The organism is Pseudonocardia sp. ICBG162 (genome assembly GCF_020496225.1).
Lineage (GTDB): Bacteria > Actinomycetota > Actinomycetes > Mycobacteriales > Pseudonocardiaceae > Pseudonocardia > Pseudonocardia alni.
Window position 1 is genome coordinate 268,789 of sequence record NZ_JAHLJD010000017.1, and the last position, 22,767, is coordinate 291,555.

The following is a 22,767-nucleotide window of genomic DNA, read 5'->3' on the forward strand; positions in this document are numbered from 1 at the left end:
TGGGAGCCGCCGCGAGCGGGGAGGGACGGACGGGTATGAGTTCCGCAGACCCCGCGCGTGAGGGCGAGGACCGGCCCGACGACGACTTCGACTCCATCGTCGCCGCCTGGCGCGAGGAGGGGTCGGTCCCCGACTGGCCCACCGAGCGTGCCGAGCGCACCGACCCCGGTGACGCGGCCGGGGCCGCGGGGTCCACGGCCGACCGGCCCGCGCACCGGCCGGGCCCCGCCGCCCCGCACCCGGGCACCGGCACGGGTGCCGAGCAGGACGACCACTACCACCCCCCGGAGCCGCCGCCGCTGCCCCGGCCGGGACCGCCGGCCGTCGTGGGTGGCGGGCTGATCGCGGTCGGGCTGCTGCTGTGCATCGCGCCGGGGCTGATCGGCGTCGGCGGGACCTGGCCGCTGCCGCTGGGGCTGGTGCTCATCGCGGCCGGCCTGGGCTGGCTGCTGCTGCGGCTGTGGAGCCCGGACACCGACGAGGGCCCCGACCCCTGGGACGACGGCTCGCGGCTGTAGCGCTCAGCTCCGGACGCCGGTCCGCAGGCTCTCGCGGGCCAGCGTCGCCGCGCCCACGACGGCGGCGGCCGCGCCGAGCTGTGCGGTCCGGATCCGGGCCAGCGGCCGGTTGCCCGACCCGGTGAGGATGCGGGCGTAGTGCTCCCGGGCGGCGTCGAGGAACAGCGGCGCCGACGCCGACACCCCGCCCGCGATCACCACGAGGTCCGGGTCGAAGACGTCCGCGACGAGCGAGAGCCCCTCCCCCAGCCAGCGCCCCATGTCGTCGACGGCGGCGCGGGCGACCGGGTCGCCCTCGCGCGCGGCGGCGGCGACCCGCTTGCCGGTGACCCGCCCCGGGTCGACGGCGGCCTCGCGGGCCAGCCCGGACGGGCCGGGCACGTCGCCGCCCGAGAGCATCTCCAGCGCGGTGGCGCCGAGTGCGGTCCCGCTGCAGTAGCGCTCCCAGCAGCCGCGCTTGCCGCACGGGCAGGCCCGCCCGTCCGGGACGACCCGCAGGTGCCCCAGCTCGGGTGCGACGCCGTGCGCGCCGCGGTAGAGCCGGCCGTCGAGCAGCAGGGCGCCGCCGATCCCGGTGCCCAGCGCGATCACCAGCGCCACCGAGGCACCGGCCGCGGCGCCGTAGCGTCGCTCGGCGAGCGCGGCGGAGTTCGCGTCGTGCTCCACGACGACCGGGATCCCGCCGAGCCGGGCGCCGATCCGCTCGGCGACCGGGGCGTCGCGCCAGGACAGGTGCGGCGCGTAGCGGACCAGGCCGCGCGGGGCGTCGACGAACCCGGCGAGCGCGAGTCCGACGGCGGCGACGGTGTGCCTGCGCCGCAGCTCGTCGACGGCGCCGGCGATGGCCGCCTCCAGCGCGTCGTCGGTGCGCGGGGTCGGCGCGGAGGCGGAGTCGAGGATCTCCCCCTCGGCGTCGACGACGCCCGCGCGCACGCTGGTGCCCCCGACGTCCACCCCGATGGTGCGGACGTCGGACATCCTGGGGCTCATGTCCGGTGCACCACGATCCGCTGCACGGAGCGTCCGCCGCCGTGCGGACGGCGGGGTTCCTGGCGCGCGGGCGGGGCGGCCTCCTCGAGCACCGCGACGAGCACGGCGAGCAGCCCGGTGGCGTGGTCGGCGAGCCGGGTGACCAGCTCCGACCGCTCCCCCCGCACGACGGCGATCAGCGCGCACACCGGGCAGGCGGTGCAGGAGCCGGCGTCGCCGGGGCCGGGGTCGCTCCCGGCGGCCCGCAGCGAGTCCGACATCGTCTCGGTGGCCGCGCGCAGCCGGTCGAGCAGCGCCACCGCGGTGACCCGCAGGTCCTCCGGGATGCCGCCGTGGTCGCCGCAGTGGGTGCCGCCCCGCGTGTCACGGCCGGTCACGAGGTCATCCAGGTGCCCGGGTCGGGCACGAAGGAGATCACCAGGCGGGCGTCGGAGCCGCGGCCCTCCAGCCGGGCGCCGGTGGCCTCGCAGCGGCGCAGCACCGACGGCAGCGAGACCACGCGCCGGGAGAACCCGATGCCGACGACCATGTCGTCGCCGACCCGGGCGAGGTCCAGCGGGGCGTCCTGGGCGCCGGGCAGCGCCACGTCGAGCTCGAACTCGGTGTCGGCGGAGACGCCGTGGCCTGCGGTGCGGCGCAGCTCCATCAGCGGCCGCGGCGGGGCGCCGTCGGCGGTGCCCGCGGGGTCGTCGTCGCCGTAGACCGACAGGGCCAGCTCGCGCAGCGCGCCGACGCCGGTCGGCTCGGCGGCGGTGTAGCGGACCGCGGTCACCGGCACGTCCGCACCGAGCTCGCCCAGCTCGGCGAGCACGGACTGCTGCTCGGTCGCGCGTTCGCGCAGCCAGCGCGCCGCGGGCCCGCGCAGCGACGGCGGCGGGCCGGGCATCACCCGGTTCGCCAGCAGCCCGTCGACCCGCAGCTCGTGCAGGGCGAGCGCGGTCAGCGTCCGGCGGGTCTCGGCCGCGACGACCCGTTCCGGGGTCAGCACCAGCCGGATCGAGGTGCGGGACCGGTCGGCGAGCAGGCCGCGCAGCCCGCGCAGCTGCTCGGCCAGCACGCCGAGCGCGTCGACCGTGCGGTCCCAGCCCGCACCGTCGGCCTTGGCCCCGGCGAGCCCGGCGACCAGGCCGCGCACGGCGCGCCGGTGCGCGGGGAACAGCCGCTCCAGGTAGCCCGACAGCGCCTCGGGCAGGGTGAGCAGCCGCAGCGTCTCCGCGGTCGGCCCGCAGTCGACGACGACGACGTCGAAGCGGCCGGAGTCGGCGTAGCGCTGCACCTCGACCAGCGCGAGGAGGTCCTCGACGCCGGGCAGCACGGTCAGCTCGTCGGCGACGAGCTCGTCCACCCCGGCCCCGGCGAGCATCGTGCGCAGGTGCCCCTGCAGGTCGCCCCAGGCGCCCTCGAGCAGGTGGCGGGCCTCGATGTGGGCGCCCCACAGGTTCTCGGTGACCTCGGTGGGCTCGGCACCCAGCTCGGCGTCCAGCGCGTCACCGAGGGAGTGCGCCGGGTCGGTGGACACGACCAGCGCGGACCGGCCGGTCCCGGCGACGTGCGCGGCCGTCGCGGCGGCCAGGGTCGTCTTGCCGACCCCGCCCTTGCCGGTGAAGAGCACGACGCGCACAGCGCGGAGCCTAACGATCGCGTCCGCGTCGCCGCCGACCGGCTCAGCCCTTCTCGACGCGGCGCTTGAGGCCCTTCAGCGCGGCGTCGATGATCACTTTCTCCGCCTTGCGACGGAGCATCCCGATCATCGGGAAGTTGACCTCGACGCTGAGCTCGTAGGTGACGGTGGTGCCGCCGGCGTCGCCGACCAGCCGGTACGCGCCGTCCTGGGCGCGCTGGATGCCGCCCTTGACCAGCGTCCAGGACACCGAGCGGTCGTCGGCGGCCCAGTCGTAGTCGAGGGTGTAGGTGTCCTTGATGGCCCCGGCGTCCATCGCGAAGCGGACCTGGCGGGCGCGGCCGTCGGCACCGGCGTCGAGGATCTCGGCGCTGGTGATCTGGTCGGTCCACTCGGGGTAGGACGCGAAGTCCGCGATCACCGCCATGACCCGCTCCGGCGGGGCGTCGATGTGAATCGAGGACGAGGTCGCGTCGGCCATGGCGGGAGGCTATCCGGTGGTCAGAACCGGAGCACGTAGGGCGTGCCGTGCGCGCGGAAGTGTCCGGCGTTGACGCACTCGGTGCGGCCGATCCGGGCACGGCGGTGCAGCGGCTGGTGCACGTGCCCGAACAGGGCGTGCGACGGCTGCTCGGCCCGGATCCGCGCGGTCAGCGGGGCGCTGGCGATCTCGGCGCGACGGGTGACGACGTCGTAGGTCAGGCCCGGGTGCGCCGGCGGGACGTGGGTGCACAGCACGTCGGCCGGGCCGAGCGCGTCCAGGCGCGCGGTCCACTCCTCGTGGGTCACGAAGTGCGGCCGCCAGGGACCGGTGCGGCGCGGGTCGATCCCGGGCGGCAGCGGCACCCCGCCGAGGAAGCCGAACCGGCGACCGCCGATCTCGACCACCCGTCCGTCGGCGCGGGTGACGCCGTCGGTGTCGGGCCAGGCGTCGGGGACGTCGACGTTGCCCGGGATCGCCCAGACCGGCACCCCGAGCCCGCCCAGCACCCCGAAGACCTCGGCGTACTGCGCGGCGACGGCCTCGGCGACGGCGGCGCCCGGGTCGGCGAACCGGGCCCAGGAGCGCTCCAGCAGGCCCAGCATCTGCGCGCGCGGCGCCCCGATCCGGCGCATCCGGCCGAACTCCGCGGCCACCTCGGGCCCGAGCAGCCGGGAGATGATCCCGTTGGTCGGGTCGCGGTAGTCGATGAACTCCAGCAGGTCGCCGAGCACGAGCACCCCGTCGGCACCCTCGGCGGCGCGGGCGAGCGGGACGGTGGCGCCGTGGACGTCGGTGACGACGTGCAGCCGCACGCTCAGGCCGTCCGGTCCGGCCGGAACGCCGACGGCGCGACGCCCGCCGGGCGCCCGCCCTCCAGGCGTCGCTTGAGCGCGAAGGCGTGCGCCTTGAACGCGCGGTGCCGCCGGTCGGACTCCGCGCGCAGCCACCGGCGGCGCCGCAGCCGGCCACCGGGCGGCGGGCCGTCCGGGTCCGCGCGCAGGAAGAAGTGCAGGACGGTGCCGTCGCCCTCCGGCTCGCACCAGACCTCCATGGTCCCGACGAGCGCGCCGGTCACGGTCCAGCGCAGCCCGGCCGGTCCGCGGTCGTGCGCGACCTCGGGGCGCAGGTCGGGCCAGTACGACGGCCACCGGGCCGGGTCGGCGAACTCCGCCGCGACCCGCTCGCGGGGCACGGCCAGGAAGGTCTCGTCGATCACGTCGATCGCGGGCACCCGGTCAGCGTGCCACCCCGTGCGACGGCGCCGGTCACGGGTACCGTCGCGGCCCGGACCGGACCGGCGGCACCACCGACCGATCCGTTATGTCCGATTCGATGTACGTGGACCCTACTCTCCGGTAGGTTCTGCTCCGAGGTGTCGCCGCAGCCGTCGCGGCGACCGTGTTCAGCCTGTCGAGGCCGCCAGGAGGTCGATCCCCGTGCGTGAGTACAGCGTTCCCGCCGCGGTGTCCGTGGGAGACGAGGAATCGCTCTCGGACGCCGTGTTCGACAACGCCGCGCAGCACCCGTCGGACGTGCTCTACCGCCGCAAGGGCGCGGACGGGAGCTGGTCGGAGGTGACCGCGGCCGAGTTCGGCGAGCAGGTCACCCGGATCGCCGCCGGGCTGGTCGCCGCGGGCGTGCAGGCCGGGGACCGGGTCGCGCTGCTGTCGCGGACCCGGTACGAGTGGACCCTGTTCGACTACGCGATCCTCGCCGCGGGCGGGGTCACCGTGCCGATCTACGAGACGTCGTCGCCGGACCAGATCTCCTGGATCGTGTCCGACTCCGGCGCCGTCGGGATCGTCGTGGAGACCGCCGAGCACGCCGCGTCGGTGGAGAAGGTCCGCGGGGACCTGCCCGAGCTGCGCACCGTCTGGCAGATCGAGCCGGCCGCGTCGGCCCCGGACGCCCCCTCGGCGGTCGAGCAGCTGCGCGGCCTCGGCGCGGACACCCCCGACGACGTGGTGCACGAGCGCCGCGGCGGGGTGCGCGCCGACGACCTGTGCACCCTGATCTACACCTCGGGCACCACCGGCCGCCCCAAGGGCTGCGAGCTGACCCACCGCAACCTGATCGCCGAGATCCGCACGATCGCCGCGACGATCCCGCACCTGTTCGAGCCCGGGGACTCGGTGCTGCTGTTCCTGCCGCTCGCGCACGTGTTCGGCAAGGCCATCCAGTGCGGCTGCCTGTCCACCCGCACGATCGTCGGCCACTCCCCCGACGTGAAGACCCTGCTGCCCGACCTGGCGGACTTCCGGCCGACCTTCCTGCTCGCGGTGCCGCGGGTGTTCGAGAAGGTCTACAACGGCGCGCGGCTCAAGGCGCACAACGACGGCAAGGGCAAGATCTTCGACGCGGCCGCCGACACCGCGATCGCCTACTCCGAGGCGCTCGACGCGGGCGGGCCCGGCCTGCTGCTCAAGGCCCGGCACGCGCTGTTCGACAAGCTCGTCTACGGCAAGCTGCGCGCCGCCGTCGGCGGCCGGGTCAAGGCCGCGGTGTCCGGCTCGGCGCCGCTCGGGGGCCGGCTCGGGCACTTCTTCCGCGGCATCGGGCTGCCCGTGCTGGAGGGCTACGGCCTGACCGAGACCTCCGCGGGCATCACCCTGAACACCGTCGACGGCCAGCGCGTCGGCTCGGTGGGGCGCCCGGTCCCCGGCTGCGCGGTCCGGATCGCCTCCGACGGCGAGATCATGCTGCGCGGCGACATCGTCTTCCGCGGCTACTGGAAGAACGAGGAGGCCTCGAAGGAGGCCCTGGAGTCCGACGGCTGGTTCCACTCCGGCGACATCGGCGAGCTCGACGACGCCGGCTTCCTCACCATCACCGGCCGCAAGAAGGAGATCATCGTCACCGCCGGCGGCAAGAACGTCGCCCCGGCCGTGCTCGAGGACCGGCTGCGGGCGCACCCGCTGGTCGGGCAGTGCATCGTGATCGGCGACCAGAAGCCGTTCATCTCCGCGCTGGTCACCATCGACCCGGACGCCCTGCCGGGCTGGCGCGAGCGCAACGGCAAGCCCGCGGGCGACGGCAGCTCGGCCGCCGACCTCGTCGACGACCCGGAGCTGCGCGGCGAGATCGCGGCCGCGGTCGAGGACGCCAACCAGGCCGTCTCGCGGGCCGAGCAGATCCGCAAGTTCACGATCCTGCCGCACGACTTCAGCGAGGCCGGCGGCGAGCTGACGCCGACGATGAAGGTCAAGCGCAAGGTCGTCGTGGAGTCCTACTCCGGCGAGATCGAGGCGCTCTACGCGGGCACCACCGCCGACAAGGGCTGACCCCCGCCGGCGACGACGGGTCGTGCGCTCAGCGCGGCCCGTCGTCGCCGGTCAGGAAGCCGTGCAGGCGCGCCGCCGACGACGGCCCGCCCCAGATCCGCCGGACGCGGGCCCGCCCGGCGCGGCCCATCGCCGTCGCCCGGGCGGGGTCGACGAGCAGGTCCGCGACCCGGTCGGCGACGGCGGCGACGTCGCGTCCCGGCACGACGTGGCCGGTCACGCCCTCCTCGACGGTCTCCGGCGCCCCGCCGGAGTCCCCCGCGACGACGGGCAGTCCCGACGCCGCGGCCTCCAGCAGCGCGATCCCCAGCCCCTCGACGTCGAGCCCGCCCAGGTGGGTGCGGCACGGCAGGGCGAACACGTCCCCGGCGGCGTGGTGCGCGGCGAGCTCGGCGGCCGGGACCCCGCCGGTGAGCACCACGGCGTCGGTCACCCCGGCGCGTGCCGCCAGTGTGCGCAGCCGGTCCCGGTAGGGCCCGCCGCCGACGAGCAGCAGCCGGGCGCCCGGCACCCGGCGGCGGATCCGCGGCAGCGCCGCGACCAGCACGTCTTGGCCCTTGCGCGGCACCAGCCGGGACACGCACGTCACGACCGGTGCGTCGCCGAGCCGGTACCGGGCCCGGACCGCGGCGCGGGCGGCCGGGTCGGGTGCGAAGCGGACGGTGTCCACCGGGGGCGGCAGGACCTCCAGCGCCGCGTCCGGGCCGAGCGCGCCGGCGAGCCGGCCGCGGGTCCAGCGCGAGACCGTGGTGACGACGTCGGCGTCCCGGCCGATCCGGTGCAGCGCCCGGCGCGCGCCGGGCAGCATCGACCAGCCGACCTCGTGGCCGTGCGTGGTGGCGACGACCCGCTCCACCCCGGCCCGGCGGCGCAGGTACGGGCCGAGCAGCCCCAGCGGCGCGGCCGCGCCGAACCAGACGGTCCCGGCGTCGTGCTCGCGGGCCAGCTCCGCGGCGCGCCGGGCGACCTCGGGGACCGGCAGCATCAGCGACGACCGGTGCCGGTGCACCGGGAACGGCAGCGTGGCGTCGTGATCGGCGGCGCCGCGCCAGGCGGGCGCGTGGACCGCGAGCGAGTCCGGCGGGAGCGCGCGGGCGAGGTCGGACAGGTAGGACTGGATGCCGCCGGGCCGGGGCGGGAAGTCGTTGGTCACCAGCAGCGTGCGCGCCACGGTCGGCGACGCTAGTCCCCGGCGGGGCGCCGGCCCCCGGTGGTCACCGGCGGGCCGGGCGGCGGGGGTCGGGACGGCGGCTCCGCACGCGCGCTGCGCGTCGGGGATGCGGGCCGCCGTCCGACACTCCGGGGAGCGGACGAGTTCCGCGTCCTCACCGTTGCGTGACCGGAACGGTCGCCCGCCGGGGTGGCGCTGCTCCGTACGAGTGGTGGTGGTCGCTCGACGGCACAGCTGGTGAGGATGTCGTGCTGTTCAGGTGAACGAGCGCGGCGGCCCGCGGTGACGGCCCCGGCCCGGATTTTCTCCGGCGCGGCCATTCTGTCGGACCCCTCCCCTAGCGTCCGCGGTGCTCGACCACCTCGGGTCCGACGAAGGAGGAGCCATGATCGTCGACTGCGATCGCTGCGAGGTCCGCGGTGCCGCGTGCGGTGCCTGCGTCATCGGGGTGCTGCTGGAGGTCCCGGAGGACGACCGGCCGATCCCCTACCTTCCCGTCGACCTGCCCGCCGGCACGGTCGCCACGACCGTCGCCCCGGTCGAGTTCGCCGAGCCGGAGCGCCGGGCGCTGCAGGTGCTGGCCGAGGGCGGCCTCATCCCGCACCTGCGCCTGGTCGAGCCGGGCGCACCGGCGCCCGGCCGGGCCGGACGTACGGCGCTGCCGATGCCGGTGGTCCCGCCGGCCGGGCACGGGCCCCGGCACCGTGACGTGGGGTGAGCGCTCAGCCGCCGAGGCGGCGCAGCAGCACCGCGGACGCCACGGTGTGCGCGCCCCGGCGGCGCACCGAGCGCACGATCTCCTGGTCCGACGTCGCGACCAGCAGCGGCCGGCCCGCCGGCTCGGCGGCGACGAGGTCGCGGACGACGTCGTCGGCGATCACCCCGGCGTCGCTGAACAGCACCCGCACCCCGCGGCTGCCGCGCACCGGCGCGGCGATCACGGCGGCACCGTCGAACACCACGGTGATCTCGGCCCCCGTGCGGGCACCCAGCGCGCCGAGCTGGGCCACCAGCCGGGAGCGCTGGTCGGCCAGCGGCAGGTCCGGGTAGCCGGTCTTGCTGACGTTGTAGCCGTCGACGATGAGGTGCACCGACGGCACGGTCAGCAGCGCGTCCAGCGCGGCCAGCCCGTCGACGGGGGCCGCGACGCGCGCGCCGGTCCCGCGGTCGCCCGTGCCCGCGACGAGGTCCGCCGGCCGCGGTCCGCCCGCGCCGACGTCGAGCTCGCGGCGCAGGCCCGAGATCGCGCCGCTGACGGTGTCGAGCAGCAGCTCCAGGCGCACCTCGTCGCCGCGACGGGCCTCGCGGGCGGCCTGGCGGGCGGCGGCGACCTGACCGGCCGCGGCGTCGGCCCGGCGGCGTTCCCGGTCGGCGCGCTCGCGCTCGGCGGCGGTCTCGGCGCGGGAGCGGGCGAGCTCCTCGTCGACGCCGCCGCGCAGCCGCGCGACCTCCTCCTCCAGCTCGGTGCGGGCGTCGAGTGCGGCACGCAGCCGGGCGCCCTGGTCGCTGACCCGGCGGCGCATCTGCTGGTACTCGGTCTCCCGCTCCCCGACGAGCGCCCGTGCGCGTTCCCGTTCCTCGACCAGCTCGGCCCGGGCCCGTTCGAGCTCGGCGGTGAGCTTGTCGGCCTTGGCCAGGGCCTCGTCGCGCTCGGCGCGCAGGTTCGCCAGGTCCGCGGTCTGCCCCACCTCGGCGACCCGCCGGTGCGCGAGCGGATCGGCGGTGAGCAGCGCGACCGCGGCCGCGTCGAGCTTGTCGACCGGTGCGGGCAGCGGATCCGCGACGGACCCGGCCTCCGCGGCGGGGATCGTCCCGTCCACCGGTGATCCGGCCGCGCGCTGCGCCGCGGGACGGCCGGACGGGCCGGTCCCCTCCGCGGCTCCGGTGTCCCCGGTGGGTGCACCGGGTCCGCCCGGGGGCACGGGCGGGTCGCCGGCGGGTCCTGCCGAGGAGAGCTCGGGCAGCTCCAGCTCACCGGGCCGGTTCTCGGCCCACCAGGCCACCACGGCCGCCCGGAACGCCGCGTCCTGCTGCAGCCGGGCCACCAGCACCTGCCCGCCGAGACGGGCCCGCTTGGCGGGGGTGAACCGGGCGAAGCGGCGCAGCGGGGTGGGGACGTCCCCGGCCGGCAGCCCGCCCAGCGCGGTACCCGCGATCTCGGCGAGCCGGGCCCGCAGCGGGGCGGGCAGCTCCGGCCAGTCGCCCGCGGCCGGGTCGGCGGCGCACGACGAGGCCCCGGAGCACGTGGGCTCCGGTCGCTCCGTGTCGTCGTGCGCCATCGGTCCAGGTTATCCCCGCCCGACCCGGATCGCCGTCGGCGTGGCCGTCCGCACCCGGGACGTCCCCGATCGGTGTCGGCGCCCCGCTCCCCCGGTCCCGGGCCGGGTGTTCGAACATACTGTCGGACCCCACGGCTACGGTGCGGGGCGTGACCTCCTGCTCCCCGCAGCTCACCTTCGACGAGCTGGGCACGCCGCTGCGCGACGTCACCTTCTGCGTGGTGGACCTGGAGACCACCGGCGGCAGCCACCGGACCGACGCCATCACCGAGGTCGGCGCCGTCGCGGTGCGCGGCGGCAGCCGGATCTCCGAGCTCGGCACCCTCGTCGACCCGGGCGTGCGCGTCCCGGCCGACATCACCCGGCTGACCGGCATCACGAACGCGATGCTGCACGACGCGCCACCGCTGGGCGCGGTCCTGCCCTCGGTGCTCGACATGCTCCGCGGCTCGGTGCTGGTGGCGCACAACGCCCCGTTCGACACGGGGTTCCTCAAGGCCGCCTGCGAGCGCCTCGACCGCCCCTGGCCCGGCCCGCCGGTCCTGTGCACCGCCCGGCTCGCCCGGGCCGTGCTCCCGCACGCCGAGTGCCCCAGCGTGAAGCTGGGCACGCTGGCCCGGCACTTCGGCTCTGTGCCACCACCCCGGACCACCGGGCACTGACCGACGCCCGGGCGACCGTCGAGGTGCTGCACCACCTGCTGGAGCGGATCGGGAACCTGGGCGTGCAGAGCCTGGAGGAGCTGCTGCAGCTCGTCCGTGACCGGGCCCCGCACCGGCCCACCACCACCCAGCGCCGCCGCAGGCACCTGGCTAACGACGTGCCCTCCGAGCCCGGGGTGTACCTGTTCCGCGGCGGCGACGGCCAGGTGCTCTACGTCGGCACCAGCGGCGACCTGCACCGGCGGGTGCGGTCGTACTTCACGGCCGGGGAGAAGCGCCGACGGGTCCGCGACATGCTCGCCCGCGCCGAGAAGGTCGACACGGTGGTCTGCGCGCACGCCCTGGAGGCCTCGGTGCGCGAGCTGGCGCTCATCGCCGCGCACCGCCCGCCGTACAACCGGCGCTCCCGCAACCCCGGCCGGGCCTACTGGGTGGTGCCGACGGCGGAGGCGTTCCCGCGGCTGTCGGTCGTCGCCACCCCGCGGGCGGGTGCCCTGGGCCCGTTCGGGTCGCAGCGGGCCGCGACCGACGTGCTCGACGCGGCACTCGACGCGCTGCCGCTGCGCCGGTGCACGATCCGCATCCCGGCCCGGAACCCGTCGGCGACGCCGTGCGCGCTGCACGAGCTGGGCCGCTGCGCCGCCCCGTGCGCCGGGCTGCAGCCCGCCGAGGACTACGCGCCCGCCGTGCACGCCTGGGGCGACCTCGTCGCGGGGCGGGACGACGGCCCGCTGCGGGTGCTGGCCACCGAGGTCGACGACCGGTCCGCCGGCGGGCGCTACGAGGCGGCCGCACGGGCCCGGGACCGGCTGGCCACGCTGGCCGCCGGGGTCGACCGGGGCGGAACCCTCGCCGCGCTCGCGGGGATCGACGAGCTGGTCGGTGCCCGGCCCGACGGGCGGGGCGGCTGGGAGCTCGCCGTCCTGCGCCACGGACGGCTCGCCGCCGCGGGCAACGCCCCGCGCGGGGTGCGGCCGATGCCGGTCGTCGAGGCGCTGCGGACCGGAGCGCAGACGGTCCTGCCCGGCGACGGGCCGCTGCGCGGGGCCCCGTCGGAGGAGGTCCGGATCCTGCACCGCTGGCTCACCACCGGCGGGACCCGGCTGGTGTACTGCGACCCGCCGTGGGCGGAGCCGGCACGGGGCGGGGGTGCCTGGCGGGAGTGGGCCGACCGGGCCCGGGAGGCGTCGCACCGCACCGGGGACCGCTCCCCCGACGAGCCCGCCGGGGTCTGAGAACGTACGACGGCGGCCCCGCCGGAGACCGTGTCTCCGGCGGGGCCGCCGTGGAGTGCTTCCGGGCCGGGGCCCGGGCCGTGCTCAGTCGCGCGGCTGCTGCGGACGACCACCGTCGTCCGGGCGGCCCGCGAGCTCACCACTGCGGGACTCGAGCTCCGCCCGCGCCTCGTGACGCCGGCGGGACTCCTCGAGCTCCCGCTCATGGGCCTCGTGGCGGGCCACGGCCAGCGCACGGGACTCCTCGGCCGGGTCCGGCGTGAGCAGCGAACCGGAGACCGGCTCACCCGCCAGGCCGAGCTGGTTCATCCGCTTGGGCACCGAGGCGCCCTGGTACTCCAGCGGGATGGCGTGACCGTGCGAGTCGACGCCGCCCAGCGGCTGGTGCACCTCGATGAACTCACCGTGCGGCAGCCGCTTGATGATGCCCGTCTCGATGCCGTGCTCCAGCACCGCGCGGTCCGACCGCTGCAGACCGATGCACCAGCGGTAGGCCACCCAGTACACGATCGGCGGCACGACGAGCAGACCGATGCGGCCGGCCCACGTGGTCGCGTTCAGCGAGATGTGGAAGAAGTACGAGATCCAGTCGTTGAACCCGCACATCACGAGCCACAGGTAGAACGAGATCGCCATGGCGCCGAGCGCGGTCCGGACCGGGACGTCGCGCGGACGCTGCAGCAGGTTGTGCAGCGCGTCGTCCCCGGTGAAGCGCCGTTCGATGGCCGGGTAGGCCCCGGCGAGCACGAACAGCACCGGCAGGAAGCCCGCGGTGGGGATGAACGCCGCCGGGATCGTGTACGTCCCGAACAGGTAGAACTCCCACGGCGGGAAGATCCGGCCCATGCCCTCCGACCACAGCATGTAGAAGTCCGGCTGCGACCCGGCGGAGATGTGCGAGGCGTCGTACGGCCCGAGGTGCCAGATGGGGTTCATCTGGAACAGGCCCGAGATCAGCGTCAGCACACCGGCGACGACGAAGAAGAACGCGCCGCCCTTCGCCGCGAACTGCGGCATGATCCGCACGCCGACGACGTTGTTCTCGGTCCGGCCGGGGCCGGGGAACTGGGTGTGCTTCTGGTACCAGACCAGGCCGAGGTGCACGGCGATCAGCGCGAGGATGATGCCGGGCAGGATCAGCACGTGGATGATGTAGAGCCGCGGGATGATCTCGGTCCCGGGGAACTCGCCGCCGAACAGCGCCCAGTGCACCCAGGTGCCCATGATCGGCACGGTCAGCGTGATGCCCGAGGCGATCCGCAGCCCGACGCCCGAGAGCAGGTCGTCCGGCAGGGAGTAGCCGGTGAAGCCGGCGAAGGTGCCCAGCAGGATCAGGACGACGCCGATGGTCCAGTTGGCCTCACGCGGCTTGCGGAACGCGCCGGTGAAGAACACCCGGAACATGTGGATGATCATCGCCGCGACGAAGAGCAGCGCCGCCCAGTGGTGCAGCTGACGCATGAACAGGCCGCCGCGGACCTCGAGCGAGATCTCCAGCGCGGACTCGTAGGCCCGCGACATGTGGACGCCGCGCAGCGGGTCGTACGGCCCGTTGTAGACGACCTCCTGCATGGAGGGGTCGAAGAACAGCGCCAGGTAGGTGCCCGACAGCAGCACGATGATGAAGCTGTACAGGGCGATCTCGCCCAGCATGAACGACCAGTGGGTCGGGAAGACCTTGTTGAACTGCTTCCGGAGCCCCGCCGCCGCGTGGTAACGCTGGTCCGCCTGGTCGAGTGCCGCGCCGCCCTTGGCCGCGAGGCCACCCGAGGAGGTGGTGGGTGTCGTGATCGAACTCATGTCGTCTTCGGCCTCTCCCAGAACGCGGGTCCGACGGGCTCCACGAAGTCGCTGCGGGCGACGAAGTAGCCCTCCTCGTTCACCGTGATCGGCAGCTGCGGCAACGGCCGGGCGGCCGGCCCGAAGACGGGCTCGGCGTCCTGCGTGGCCAGGAACTGCGACTGGTGGCACGGGCAGAGAATGCGGTTGTCCTGCGCCTGGAACAGCGAGGTCGGGCACCCGAGGTGGGTACAGACCTTCGACCAGGCGTAGAAGTCACCGTAGTTGAAGTTCTCCTGACCGGGGCGCTTGGTGACCTCGGTCCCGGGGCGGAGACGGATGAGCATGACCGGCGCGTCCGAGGCGCGCTGCGCGTGCAGCAGCTCTTCCTCGTTGCCCCGCTCGCTCTCGCGGTACGGGAAGACGGTCATCATCGCACCCGGCTCCATGTCCTCGGGTCGCACTCGGGCGATCTCGGAGAGGATACCCGTGTCGGTGCGCAGGTACACCGTCTCGCCGTTCTCCGGACGCCAGCCGGTGTGCCACAGCGGGGAGTCGTCGCCCTCGGCCCACGGGTTCCGGATGATGCCGCCGAGCGCGACGACACCGGTGCCGATACCGGCCACCGCCGCGGCCAGACCGGCGCTGCGGATGATCAGCTTGCGACGCCCGATCGTGGTGCCCTTGCCGGCGTCGGCGACCTGGGCCAGGAAGGTGGCGCGGTCGACGTCGGTGGACGGGCCGTCGTGGCGCTGCTGGACCGAGGTCTCCTCCGGGAACAGCTTCTTCACCATCTGGATGACCGCGATGCCGATGGAGAGCACCGAGAACCCGAAGGTGAAGCCGATGACCGGGGTGTAGAGGTTGTAGAGCGCGTGGCCGGGCTCGCCGACGTTGACGTACTCCCACGGCCACGCGATGAACGCGACCACGAAGGCGATCATGGAGATCGCCGAGATGACGAACCACAGCGCGACCGAACGCTCGGCGCGCTTCTCCGCGCGGGTCCCCGGGATCGGGAACGCCGGCGTGTTGTGCACGACCTCGACCTCGTCGAGCTCGCCGGCCAGACGGGCCAGCTGCTCGGGCGACATCGCGTCGAGCTCCTCCTTGGTCGGACGACGGTCCGACCCGGTGCTGACTTCGCTGCTCAACTCTTCGCCCCCAACCAGATGGCGAACCCGACCAGACCGGACATCACGACGGCGAAGATGAAGACACCCTCGGCCGTCGGACCGAGACCCAGCAGCGAGTAGCCGCCCGGGTCGTTGGCGTGGTTCACCGACTTGATGTACGCGATGATGTCCTGCTTCTCCTGCGGCGTGAGCTGCTGGTCGGAGAAGCGCGGCATGTTCTGCGGACCGGTCTGCATCGCGGTGTAGATCTGCTCCTCGCTGGCCGGCTCGAGCGCGGGAGCGTACTTGCCGGACGACAGCGCGCCGCCGACACCGGTGAAGTTGTGGCACGAGGCGCAGTTCAGGCGGTACAGCACGCCGCCGCGGCCCGGGTCGTCGCCGCGCAGGGCCTCGCCGGTCGCGGCCGGGGTGACCGGCCCGCCGCCGTTGGCCTGCACGAACGCGCCCAGCGCCTCGAGGTTCGCCCGGCCCTCCTGGGTCTCCGGGTCGAAGATCGGCAGCGGGTGCTTGCGGGCCGCCTGGGCCTCCTGGCGCGCCATCGGCATACGGCCCGAGGACACCTGGAAGTAGACCGCCGCGTCACCGACGCCGATGAGGCTCGGGCCGCGGTCCTGGACGCCCTGCAGGTTCGCACCGTGGCAGGTGATGCAGGTGTTGTTGTAGAGCTGCTCGCCCTTGGCGATCAGCGCGGTGTCCTGCTGCGCCTGGGCGACCTGCGGCTGCGGCGCGAAGGCGGCGTAGAGGAAACCGACGGACAGCAGGCCCAGCCCGATGGCGAGGGCGCCGGCGATGCGGCGCTTCATCTTGCCGTGCGGACGGGTGCGGCCCCCGGCCTTCTCGTCCGGCCGTGCGGCCGGTGGTGGGTTCTGGTTCTCGGTCATCGCTGGGGGTCTTCCAACCTCGACGTCGTGGCGGGTGCTGTCAGGGAACGGGCGGCGCGATCGGTCAGCGGATGAAGTAGATCGTGGCGAACAGCCCGATCCACACCACGTCGACGAAGTGCCAGTAGTACGACACCACGATCGCCGCGGTGGCCTGGGCGGGCGTGAACTTGCTGAGCTTCGTGCGGATGATCAGGTACACGAACGCGACCAGGCCGCCGACCACGTGCAGCCCGTGGAAGCCGGTCGCCAGGTAGAAGACCGACCCGTAGGCGCTCGACGCGATCGTCGTCTCGTGCGAGGTGACCAGGGTGTAGTACTCGAAGGCCTGGCCGAGCACGAAGAACGTCCCCATCGCCAGCGTCAGGGCGTACCAGCGACGCAGGCCGAACACGTCACCACGCTCGGCGGCGAACACGCCGAACTGGCAGGTGAACGAGGACGCCACGAGCACGATCGTGATCGCGAGCGCGTAGGGGACGTCGAGCTCGGTGGGCGGCGGCGGCCAGGGGCCGTCGTTCTGCGCCCGCGCGGTGAAGTACATCGCGAACAGCCCGGCGAAGAACATCAGCTCGCTGGAGAGCCAGACGATGGTGCCGATGCTGACCAGGTTGGGGCGGTTCAGCGAATGGATCCGCGCGCTGATGTTGGGTGCCGCTGTCGTCACGTCGGGCATTATGACCCGAGCCGAACTTCTACGGCTTGTCGGGATACCCCTCGCCACATCACGATCGGCGAACGGACCCCATGATCACCGAACTCTTCGCCTGGTCGGGGCGACCGAACGGCCGCCGGACGGCCCCGTCCCGGACCGCCGACACGACAACGTTCGGGGGCGACGGAGGGTTCCCCTAGTATCCCCGGCGTGAGCGGACGAGCGGCAGAGATCGGCAGCGCGGCCGGATCGGTGACGGGGACCAGCACGGTGCTGGTCTACAGCCACCGTCCCGAGGTCCGCGAGAGCATCATCGAGGCGGTCGGGCGGCGGCCCGCGCCGGACGTGGGCCGGGTGCGCTGGGTGGAGGCGGCCGGCATCGCCGAGGTCCTCGCGGCCTGCGACGCCGGCGAGGCCGACCTGCTGGTCCTCGACGGCGAGGCGCAGCCGACCGGCGGGATGGGCGTGGCCAAGCAGCTGCGTCACGAGATCGTCGACTGCCCCCCGATCGTGCTGACCGTCCGCCGCCGGGACGACCGCTGGCTCGCCACCTGGTCGGAGGCGGACGCCGTGCTCGTGCACCCGCTCGACCCGATCGAGGCGGCCGAGGTCGTCGCGCAGGTCCTGCGCGACCACCGGCCCGGCACCCTGACCCAGCAGCAGTAGCGAGACAGAGGACACCTCACGTCGTGAGCGCACCCACCTGGCCCTCCGTGATCGGCCGCCTGATGCGCGGCGAGGACGTCACCGCCGACGAGGCGACCTGGGCGATGGGTCAGGTCTTCGCCGGCGAGGCGACCCCGGCGCAGCTCGCCGGGTTCCTCGTGGCGCTGCGCGCGAAGGGCGAGACGCCCGCGGAGATCTCGGGCATGGCCGACGCGATGCTCGCCCACGCGCTGCGGGTGCACGTGCCCGGCCGCTCGGTCGACGTCGTCGGCACCGGCGGGGACCAGGCGCACACGGTGAACATCTCCACGATGGCGGCGGTCGTCGTCGCGGCGGCGGGTGCGCCGGTGGTCAAGCACGGCGGGCGCGCGGCGTCGTCGCAGTGCGGGACGGCCGACGTGCTGGAGGAGCTGGGTGTCGCGATCGAGCTGACCCCGTCCGCGGTCGAGCGGTGCGCCGCGGAGCTGGGGATCGCGTTCTGCTTCGCGCAGTCCTTCCACCCCGCCATGCGCTACGCCGGCGGGGTCCGTCGCGAGCTCGGCGTCCCGACCGCGATGAACCTGCTCGGGCCGCTGTCCAACCCGGCCCAGCCGGAGACCGGCCTGATCGGCTGCGCCGACCCCCGGCACGCCGCGACGATGGCCGAGGTCTTCGCCCGGCGCGGCAAGTCGGTACTGGTGGTGCGCGGCGACGACGGGCTCGACGAGCTCACCACCACCGGGCGCAGCACCGTCTGGATCAGCGACGGCGGCACCGTCCGCGAGGAGCGGCTCGACCCGGCCGACCTCGGGGTCGGCGTGGCCACCGCCGAGGACCTGCGCGGCGGCACCCGGCAGGTCAACGCCGCCGTCGTCCGCGACCTGGTGGCCGGCAAGACCGGTCCGGTGCGCGACGCGGTGCTGCTCAACGCCGCCGGGGCGCTCGCCGCGCACCGCGGGGTGGGCCCGGACCTCACCGCGTCGGTCGGGGCGGCGCTCGACGCCGTCGCCGAGGCGGTGGACTCCGGTGCGGCCGCGGACCTGCTGGCCCGCTGGGCCGCGCTCTCGACCGAGCTCGCGTCGGCCTGACCCGCGGGGCCGGGCTCAGTCGAGCCCGATGGCGAACGCGGCGTCGGTGTCGGCCTTGGAGTAGGACCGGAACGCGATGTGGGTGTCGGTCCCGACGACGCCGTCGATCCGGCTGAGCCGGCTGGCGATCACGTCGGCGAGCTGCTCGTGCTCGCGCACCTTGACGATCGCGATCAGGTCCACGTCACCGGCGCAGGAGTAGACCTCCGACACGCCGTCGAGGTCCGCGATGGCCTGCGCGGTCTCGGGGATCCGGTCGGCGGCGGTGTGCACCAGGACGATCGCGGTGATCACGGTGGGGCTCCCCCTCGGGTCAGGGCGTGGCGGACACCGATGAGGCTAGTGGGGGCATCCCCTGTGGCGCAGGCCGCATCCGGTTGCTACTGTGATCGTCATGCGCACCGTCGAGCACACCCTTGCTCCGGCCGCAGCGCTGCCCGCACGACTTCTCGCGGTAGTAGCACTGCGCGTCGGCTGATCCAGGCCGCCGACGCGCCCGCGCCGCAATCCCGGCGCTTCCCTCCCGCACACCGCGGTGAGGATCTACGAGACCTGGCTCGCGTTCCCGCTTCTCTCTCGCGCAACGCATGGAGCCACATCATCATGAGCATCACCGCCGACCGTCCCACCACCACCTTCTCCTTCCCCACCGGTTCCGGTGGCGCCGCGGACATCGCGTCCCGGATGCCCCGCCGGCACACCGTCGTCACCGGCGACGGGATGGCCGGGGTCATGCAGATCGCCTCGGCGCTGCAGAGCTGCGGCCGCACGCTGCGCGAGTTCTGCGTCGACGTCCGTGAGGGCGTCGCCTACAGCTCGGTCACCTGCACCATGTCGATGACCCCCGACGAGGCCGACGACTTCTCCCGCGGCATGGGCGCGATGTCCTGCGTCATGGCGGTCGACCCATACTGAGCCGCACGGCGGCCGCGCGGGACCGGGCCGCTACGACCGTGAGCTGCGGCTGCGGGCGGCGTCGAGCATCTCCGCCCGGTCGGCGATCTTGACGCGGTCGGTGCCGCCGCGCCGCTCCCCCAGTGCGAGCTCAGCGGCGTCGAGACGCAGCCAGTCCTCCCACAGCACGGGGTCGACGCCGTAGGAGCGCATCCGCTCCACGACGGCGTCGCCACCCGGCCGCGGCGGCGTCGCCAGGGCCGGCAGGTCGGCCAGCACCGACTCCGCGGTCTGCGCGCCGTCGCCCTTGTTGGTGCCGATCACCCCGGTCGGGCCCCGCTTGATCCACCCGGCCACGTAGCTGCCGCGCACCGGCTCCCCGCCGAGCAGCACCCGTCCGGCCTCGTGCGGGACGGTGCCGGTGGCCGCGTCGAACGGCAGGCCCTCGATGGGCTCGCCCGCGTAGCCGATGGCCCGCACGACCAGGCCCGCCTCCAGGGTCTCCCGCTCCCCCGTGCCGCGCACGCGGCCGTCGTCGCCGAGGGCGTTGCGTTCGATCTCGACGGCGCCGACCCGGCCGGTGCCGTCGTCGACGAGGCGGACCGGGGACCGCAGGAACCGCAGGTGGATCCGCCGGGGCGCGCCGGTGGAGGACCGGCCGGCCCACTCGGTGAGCATCTCGATGTTCTGGCGCATCCGGCGTTCCTCCGGCTCGGCGACGCCCGCGGCGAGCAGGCCGTCGTCGTGCACCACGACGTCGACGTCGTCGAGGCCGCCGAGACCGCGCAGCTCGGCGGGGGTGAACTTCACGTGCAGCGGGTCGCGCCGGACCAGTACGTGCACGTCGGTGACCGCGCTCTCCCGCAGCGCGTCGAGCACCGCGTCGTGCGCGTCGGTGGCGGCGAGGTCGTCGGCGGGGCGGGCCAGGACCCGCGCGACGTCGACGGCGACGTTCCCCGCGCCGACCACGACCACGCCGGGGCGGTCGAGCAGCGGGCCGGGACCGACCGCGTCGGGGTGCCCGCAGTACCAGGACACGAACGCGCCGGACCCGACCGAGCCCGCGAGGTCCTCCCCCGGGACGCCGAGGTCGCGGTCGACCGCGCTGCCCGTCGCGTGCACGACGGCGTGGTAGTGCTCCCGCAGCGCCTCCCCCGGGATGCCGCCGGGGCCGACGTGGACGTTGCCGAGGAACCGGACGCGGTCGCTGTCGTCGAAGGTCTTCACCAGGGCCCGGATGACCGACTTCATCTTCACGTGGTCGGGGGCGACGCCGTAGCGGACCAGACCGTAGGGCGCGGGCAGCCGGTCGATCACGTCGACGTGCACCGACGGGTCACCCGCCAGCAGCGCCTCGGCCGTGTACAGGCCGGACGGTCCGGACCCGATGACGGCGATCCGGTGGGGTCGTGGGGCGGGGACCTGCGGGGTCGACACGTGCGCACCTCCGAGCCGGGGACGGTGACGACGCTAACAGCGATGACCCGTCCGGGCGATCATCGGCGCAGCGCGGTGCCGACGGCGCGCACCGCGGTCCGCCCGTCGGGCAGCAGCAGCTCCGTGCCCAGGGTGCGGAAGCGGCGGCCGTCGCGGATCGCGACGGTGCGGGCCCGCAGCCGGTCGGTGACCTGCACCGGGCGCAGGAACTCCACCGTCGTCGACAGCGGCCGGGCGTCCGCGGCGCCGGGGTGCGCGGACTGGGCCGCGGCGGCGAGCCCGGACAGGACCGCGCCGTGGGTGGTGCCGTTGAGGTTCGTCGTCGACGGGCCGGGGGTGAACACGACGTCGCCGTCGGCGTCGCGCTCGAGGTGCTCCGGCCGCAGCCGGGTGGCGTCGAACGGCGGCAGCGCGGCCCGGACGTCGGTGCCGGCGGCGGTGGTGGTCCCCGTCGCGGGCGCGGTCGCGAGCCCGCCGGGGCCCGCGGGGGCACCGGTCAGCGCGAAGGTGGCGACGACGTGCGCGACGGCGACCCCGGTGTCGTCGCGCATCTCGGCCCGGCCGACGCCGACCTCGTCGTCGAGGTGCAGCAGCGTCAGCTCGGCGCGCAGCCACCGCGCGTCCGGTGCGGGCACCCCGGCCACGTCCAGGCGCAGGTCGACGGTGGGCGCGCCGGCGGTGAGCCGCGCGGTGGAGAACACGAGGTAGCCGAGGCCCGCGTCGGCCAGCAGCGCCGGGAGGACCGGGAGGACCCGGCCGTCGGCGGTGCGGACACCGTCGTGCAGCGGGGCGCGCACCACCACGCGCTCCGGCGTCGACGACGGGTCGGGGGCCATCCCGAGACCGGACTCGACCGGCGCGCGCCGCAGCCGCTCCCGGGTGCCCGGTCCGGGCCTGGTCGGCTGCGGCTGCGTCGTGCCGGTCATGATCCCATCGTGCGTCACGCCGGGGGCGCTCCCGGCCCCGGGTCCCGGTACCAGGCGGTGAGCAGCTCGGCCTCGTCGTCGACGGCGCGCCGGTCGGCGGCGTCGAGCGGGGTGAACGGGGTGGTGACGACGCGGCCGTCGCGGTGCTCCCAGGTGCCGGCGACCCGGCCGTGCAGCAGGAACACCGGCGCCGAGCGGGGCCGGGTCGTGGCGAACACGTGATGGCGGTGCTCGGCGGGCACGATCCCGGTGGCCGCGGCGTGCCCGAGCAGCAGCACCGCGTCGTAGGGGCCGAGGAAGCGCACCGGCAGCGGGGTGCCGGGCCCGGGCAGCGGGGCGCGCGGCACGTCGAGCAGCGCGGTGCCGTCCTCGGCGGCGAACGGGCGCAGGTCCTGTCCCGCCAGGGCGGCACGGGCGACGCCGACCGGCCAGCCGGCGAACCGCGCGACGTCCGGCGCGGACGCGGGCCCGAAGGCCCGCAGGTAGCGGCGGGCCAGCGTGGCCCGTGCCGCGGCGGGATCGGGCTCCGGGCCGGGCGCGGCGAGGCCGTGGACGTGGGCGCGCGGGGTCGCCCAGGTACCGGCGGGCGGGACCCGCACGAGCCCGACCCAGTGCTGCACGCCGGGGAAGACACCCGCGGGCAGGCCCGCGTCGGCGAGTGCGGCGGTGATCTCGGCGTGCCGGCGCGGCCCGTCGGCCAGCAGCCCGCCGACGACGCGTGCGGCGGCGGTCATGTCGGCGTCGGTGACGTCGCGGAGCAGCCGCAGTCAGTCCGCGCGCTGCTCGGCGCGGACGGCGGCGGTGAACACCGGGTGGTCGCGGCGGCTGAGCATGTGGATGGTCGAGCGCATCGCCCAGGCCTGTACGACGCGTCCGTCGTGCAGCATCGCGGTCAGCGTGGCCCGCTCGAAGCCGGTCAGCCGCGACCACAGCCCGAGGTAGCCCGACGGGGCGTGCTGGGTCTGCAGCCCGCCGATGCGTTCCAGGGCGCGCGGCACCCTCAGGGCGGCGCGCCCGGTGAGGAGCTGGCGGGCGAGCAGGGCCCGCAGCCGGTCGTCGGCGGTGAGGACGCGCACCCGGCGAGT

General features: G+C 75.2%; 23 protein-coding genes and 1 pseudogene. 8 read left to right on the plus strand and 16 right to left on the minus strand.

Annotated features, from left to right (window positions below):
* The first annotated feature begins 35 nt into the window (after positions 1–35).
* Positions 36–518 carry a hypothetical protein gene (locus KPL60_RS15350; protein ID WP_226366249.1) on the plus strand — a complete coding sequence of 161 codons (483 nt, stop codon included), beginning with the start codon at positions 36–38 and terminating at the stop codon, positions 516–518.
* A 3-nt stretch (positions 519–521) separates the two neighbouring features.
* On the opposite strand, the gene KPL60_RS15355 is transcribed toward KPL60_RS15350, so the two are convergent.
* Genes KPL60_RS15355 through KPL60_RS15380 form a run of 6 tightly spaced genes read right to left on the minus strand, consistent with a single transcriptional unit; the run spans position 522 to position 4,844 of the window.
* Positions 522–1,508 carry an ROK family protein gene (locus KPL60_RS15355; protein WP_226366250.1) on the minus strand — a complete coding sequence of 329 codons (987 nt, stop codon included), beginning with the start codon at positions 1,506–1,508 and terminating at the stop codon, positions 522–524.
* Positions 1,505–1,885: a hypothetical protein gene (locus KPL60_RS15360; RefSeq protein WP_226357818.1), complete on the minus strand. Its 381-nt coding sequence runs from the start codon at positions 1,883–1,885 to the stop codon at positions 1,505–1,507. Before KPL60_RS15360 ends, KPL60_RS15355 begins: the two co-directional genes overlap by 4 nt.
* Positions 1,882–3,129, minus strand: coding sequence for an ArsA family ATPase (locus KPL60_RS15365; protein ID WP_226357819.1), 1,248 nt, complete (start codon positions 3,127–3,129; stop codon positions 1,882–1,884). Before KPL60_RS15365 ends, KPL60_RS15360 begins: the two co-directional genes overlap by 4 nt.
* A gap of 43 nt (positions 3,130–3,172) precedes the next feature.
* Positions 3,173–3,610, minus strand: a complete 438-nt coding sequence (locus KPL60_RS15370; RefSeq protein WP_226366251.1) for an SRPBCC family protein — start codon at positions 3,608–3,610, stop codon at positions 3,173–3,175.
* A gap of 20 nt (positions 3,611–3,630) precedes the next feature.
* Entirely contained in the window at positions 3,631–4,425 is a 795-nt protein-coding gene (locus KPL60_RS15375; protein ID WP_226366252.1) for a metallophosphoesterase, read from the minus strand.
* A 2-nt stretch (positions 4,426–4,427) separates the two neighbouring features.
* Positions 4,428–4,844 (minus strand): hypothetical protein, encoded by a 417-nt coding sequence (locus KPL60_RS15380; protein WP_062396088.1) that lies wholly within the window; start codon positions 4,842–4,844, stop codon positions 4,428–4,430.
* 205 nt (positions 4,845–5,049) lie between these two features.
* On the opposite strand from KPL60_RS15380, the gene KPL60_RS15385 reads away from it, so the two are divergent.
* Positions 5,050–6,894: a long-chain fatty acid--CoA ligase gene (locus KPL60_RS15385; RefSeq protein ID WP_226366253.1), complete on the plus strand. Its 1,845-nt coding sequence runs from the start codon at positions 5,050–5,052 to the stop codon at positions 6,892–6,894.
* 28 nt (positions 6,895–6,922) lie between these two features.
* Here the strand turns inward: KPL60_RS15385 and KPL60_RS15390 are convergent, their stop codons facing one another.
* Complete coding sequence (locus KPL60_RS15390) at positions 6,923–8,065, minus strand: glycosyltransferase family 4 protein (protein WP_226357822.1); 1,143 nt, start codon at positions 8,063–8,065, stop codon at positions 6,923–6,925.
* A gap of 385 nt (positions 8,066–8,450) precedes the next feature.
* Here KPL60_RS15390 and KPL60_RS15395 point away from each other — a divergent pair, with 385 nt between their 5' ends.
* Positions 8,451–8,783, plus strand: coding sequence for a hypothetical protein (locus tag KPL60_RS15395; protein WP_226357823.1), 333 nt, complete (start codon positions 8,451–8,453; stop codon positions 8,781–8,783).
* Between the two features lie 4 nt (positions 8,784–8,787).
* Here KPL60_RS15395 and KPL60_RS15400 read toward each other — a convergent pair whose 3' ends face one another.
* Positions 8,788–10,344 carry an NYN domain-containing protein gene (locus tag KPL60_RS15400; RefSeq protein ID WP_226366254.1) on the minus strand — a complete coding sequence of 519 codons (1,557 nt, stop codon included), beginning with the start codon at positions 10,342–10,344 and terminating at the stop codon, positions 8,788–8,790.
* Between the two features lie 149 nt (positions 10,345–10,493).
* Between KPL60_RS15400 and KPL60_RS34685 the strand changes: the two genes are divergently transcribed.
* Together KPL60_RS34685 and KPL60_RS15405 are read left to right on the plus strand one after the other, a co-directional pair.
* Positions 10,494–11,006 carry an exonuclease domain-containing protein gene (locus KPL60_RS34685; RefSeq protein ID WP_308016761.1) on the plus strand — a complete coding sequence of 171 codons (513 nt, stop codon included), beginning with the start codon at positions 10,494–10,496 and terminating at the stop codon, positions 11,004–11,006.
* Between the two features lie 23 nt (positions 11,007–11,029).
* Entirely contained in the window at positions 11,030–12,241 is a 1,212-nt protein-coding gene (locus KPL60_RS15405) for a DEDD exonuclease domain-containing protein (protein ID WP_308016762.1), read from the plus strand.
* Positions 12,242–12,325: 84 nt separating this feature from the next.
* Here KPL60_RS15405 and KPL60_RS15410 read toward each other — a convergent pair whose 3' ends face one another.
* The 4 genes from KPL60_RS15410 to KPL60_RS15425 all read right to left on the minus strand — a co-directional run bounded on the left by KPL60_RS15410 (position 12,326) and on the right by KPL60_RS15425 (position 16,713).
* Positions 12,326–14,041 carry a ubiquinol-cytochrome c reductase cytochrome b subunit gene (locus KPL60_RS15410; RefSeq protein ID WP_226357826.1) on the minus strand — a complete coding sequence of 572 codons (1,716 nt, stop codon included), beginning with the start codon at positions 14,039–14,041 and terminating at the stop codon, positions 12,326–12,328.
* A complete protein-coding gene (locus tag KPL60_RS15415; RefSeq protein ID WP_226357827.1) occupies positions 14,038–15,174 on the minus strand; it encodes a ubiquinol-cytochrome c reductase iron-sulfur subunit in 1,137 nt (378 codons plus the stop codon). Before KPL60_RS15415 ends, KPL60_RS15410 begins: the two co-directional genes overlap by 4 nt.
* Positions 15,171–16,037, minus strand: coding sequence for a c-type cytochrome (locus KPL60_RS15420; protein ID WP_374203908.1), 867 nt, complete (start codon positions 16,035–16,037; stop codon positions 15,171–15,173). The genes KPL60_RS15415 and KPL60_RS15420 overlap by 4 nt, the downstream gene beginning before the upstream one ends.
* A 64-nt stretch (positions 16,038–16,101) precedes the next feature.
* Entirely contained in the window at positions 16,102–16,713 is a 612-nt protein-coding gene (locus tag KPL60_RS15425) for a heme-copper oxidase subunit III (RefSeq protein ID WP_062396094.1), read from the minus strand.
* A 249-nt stretch (positions 16,714–16,962) separates the two neighbouring features.
* On the opposite strand from KPL60_RS15425, the gene KPL60_RS15430 reads away from it, so the two are divergent.
* Together KPL60_RS15430 and trpD are read left to right on the plus strand one after the other, a co-directional pair.
* Positions 16,963–17,358 carry a response regulator gene (locus KPL60_RS15430; RefSeq protein WP_020625131.1) on the plus strand — a complete coding sequence of 132 codons (396 nt, stop codon included), beginning with the start codon at positions 16,963–16,965 and terminating at the stop codon, positions 17,356–17,358.
* A 23-nt stretch (positions 17,359–17,381) separates the two neighbouring features.
* Complete coding sequence (gene trpD, locus KPL60_RS15435) at positions 17,382–18,425, plus strand: anthranilate phosphoribosyltransferase (protein WP_226366255.1); 1,044 nt, start codon at positions 17,382–17,384, stop codon at positions 18,423–18,425.
* 15 nt (positions 18,426–18,440) lie between these two features.
* Here trpD and KPL60_RS15440 read toward each other — a convergent pair whose 3' ends face one another.
* The gene (locus KPL60_RS15440; RefSeq protein WP_060711495.1) at positions 18,441–18,719 is read right to left on the minus strand and encodes an Lrp/AsnC family transcriptional regulator; all 279 of its coding nucleotides are present in this window, start codon (positions 18,717–18,719) and stop codon (positions 18,441–18,443) included.
* Between the two features lie 309 nt (positions 18,720–19,028).
* Here KPL60_RS15440 and KPL60_RS15445 point away from each other — a divergent pair, with 309 nt between their 5' ends.
* Positions 19,029–19,340 carry a hypothetical protein gene (locus KPL60_RS15445; protein ID WP_062396096.1) on the plus strand — a complete coding sequence of 104 codons (312 nt, stop codon included), beginning with the start codon at positions 19,029–19,031 and terminating at the stop codon, positions 19,338–19,340.
* 30 nt (positions 19,341–19,370) lie between these two features.
* Here KPL60_RS15445 and KPL60_RS15450 read toward each other — a convergent pair whose 3' ends face one another.
* The 3 genes and pseudogenes from KPL60_RS15450 to KPL60_RS15460 all read right to left on the minus strand — a co-directional run bounded on the left by KPL60_RS15450 (position 19,371) and on the right by KPL60_RS15460 (position 22,758).
* On the minus strand, positions 19,371–20,756 hold the full coding sequence (locus tag KPL60_RS15450) for an FAD-dependent oxidoreductase (protein ID WP_226366256.1): 1,386 nt from the start codon (positions 20,754–20,756) through the stop codon (positions 19,371–19,373).
* 59 nt (positions 20,757–20,815) lie between these two features.
* Positions 20,816–21,682, minus strand: coding sequence for a PaaI family thioesterase (locus KPL60_RS15455; RefSeq protein WP_226366257.1), 867 nt, complete (start codon positions 21,680–21,682; stop codon positions 20,816–20,818).
* 14 nt (positions 21,683–21,696) lie between these two features.
* Positions 21,697–22,758: pseudogene (locus KPL60_RS15460) on the minus strand (winged helix DNA-binding domain-containing protein).
* Between the last annotated feature and the right edge of the window lie 9 nt (positions 22,759–22,767).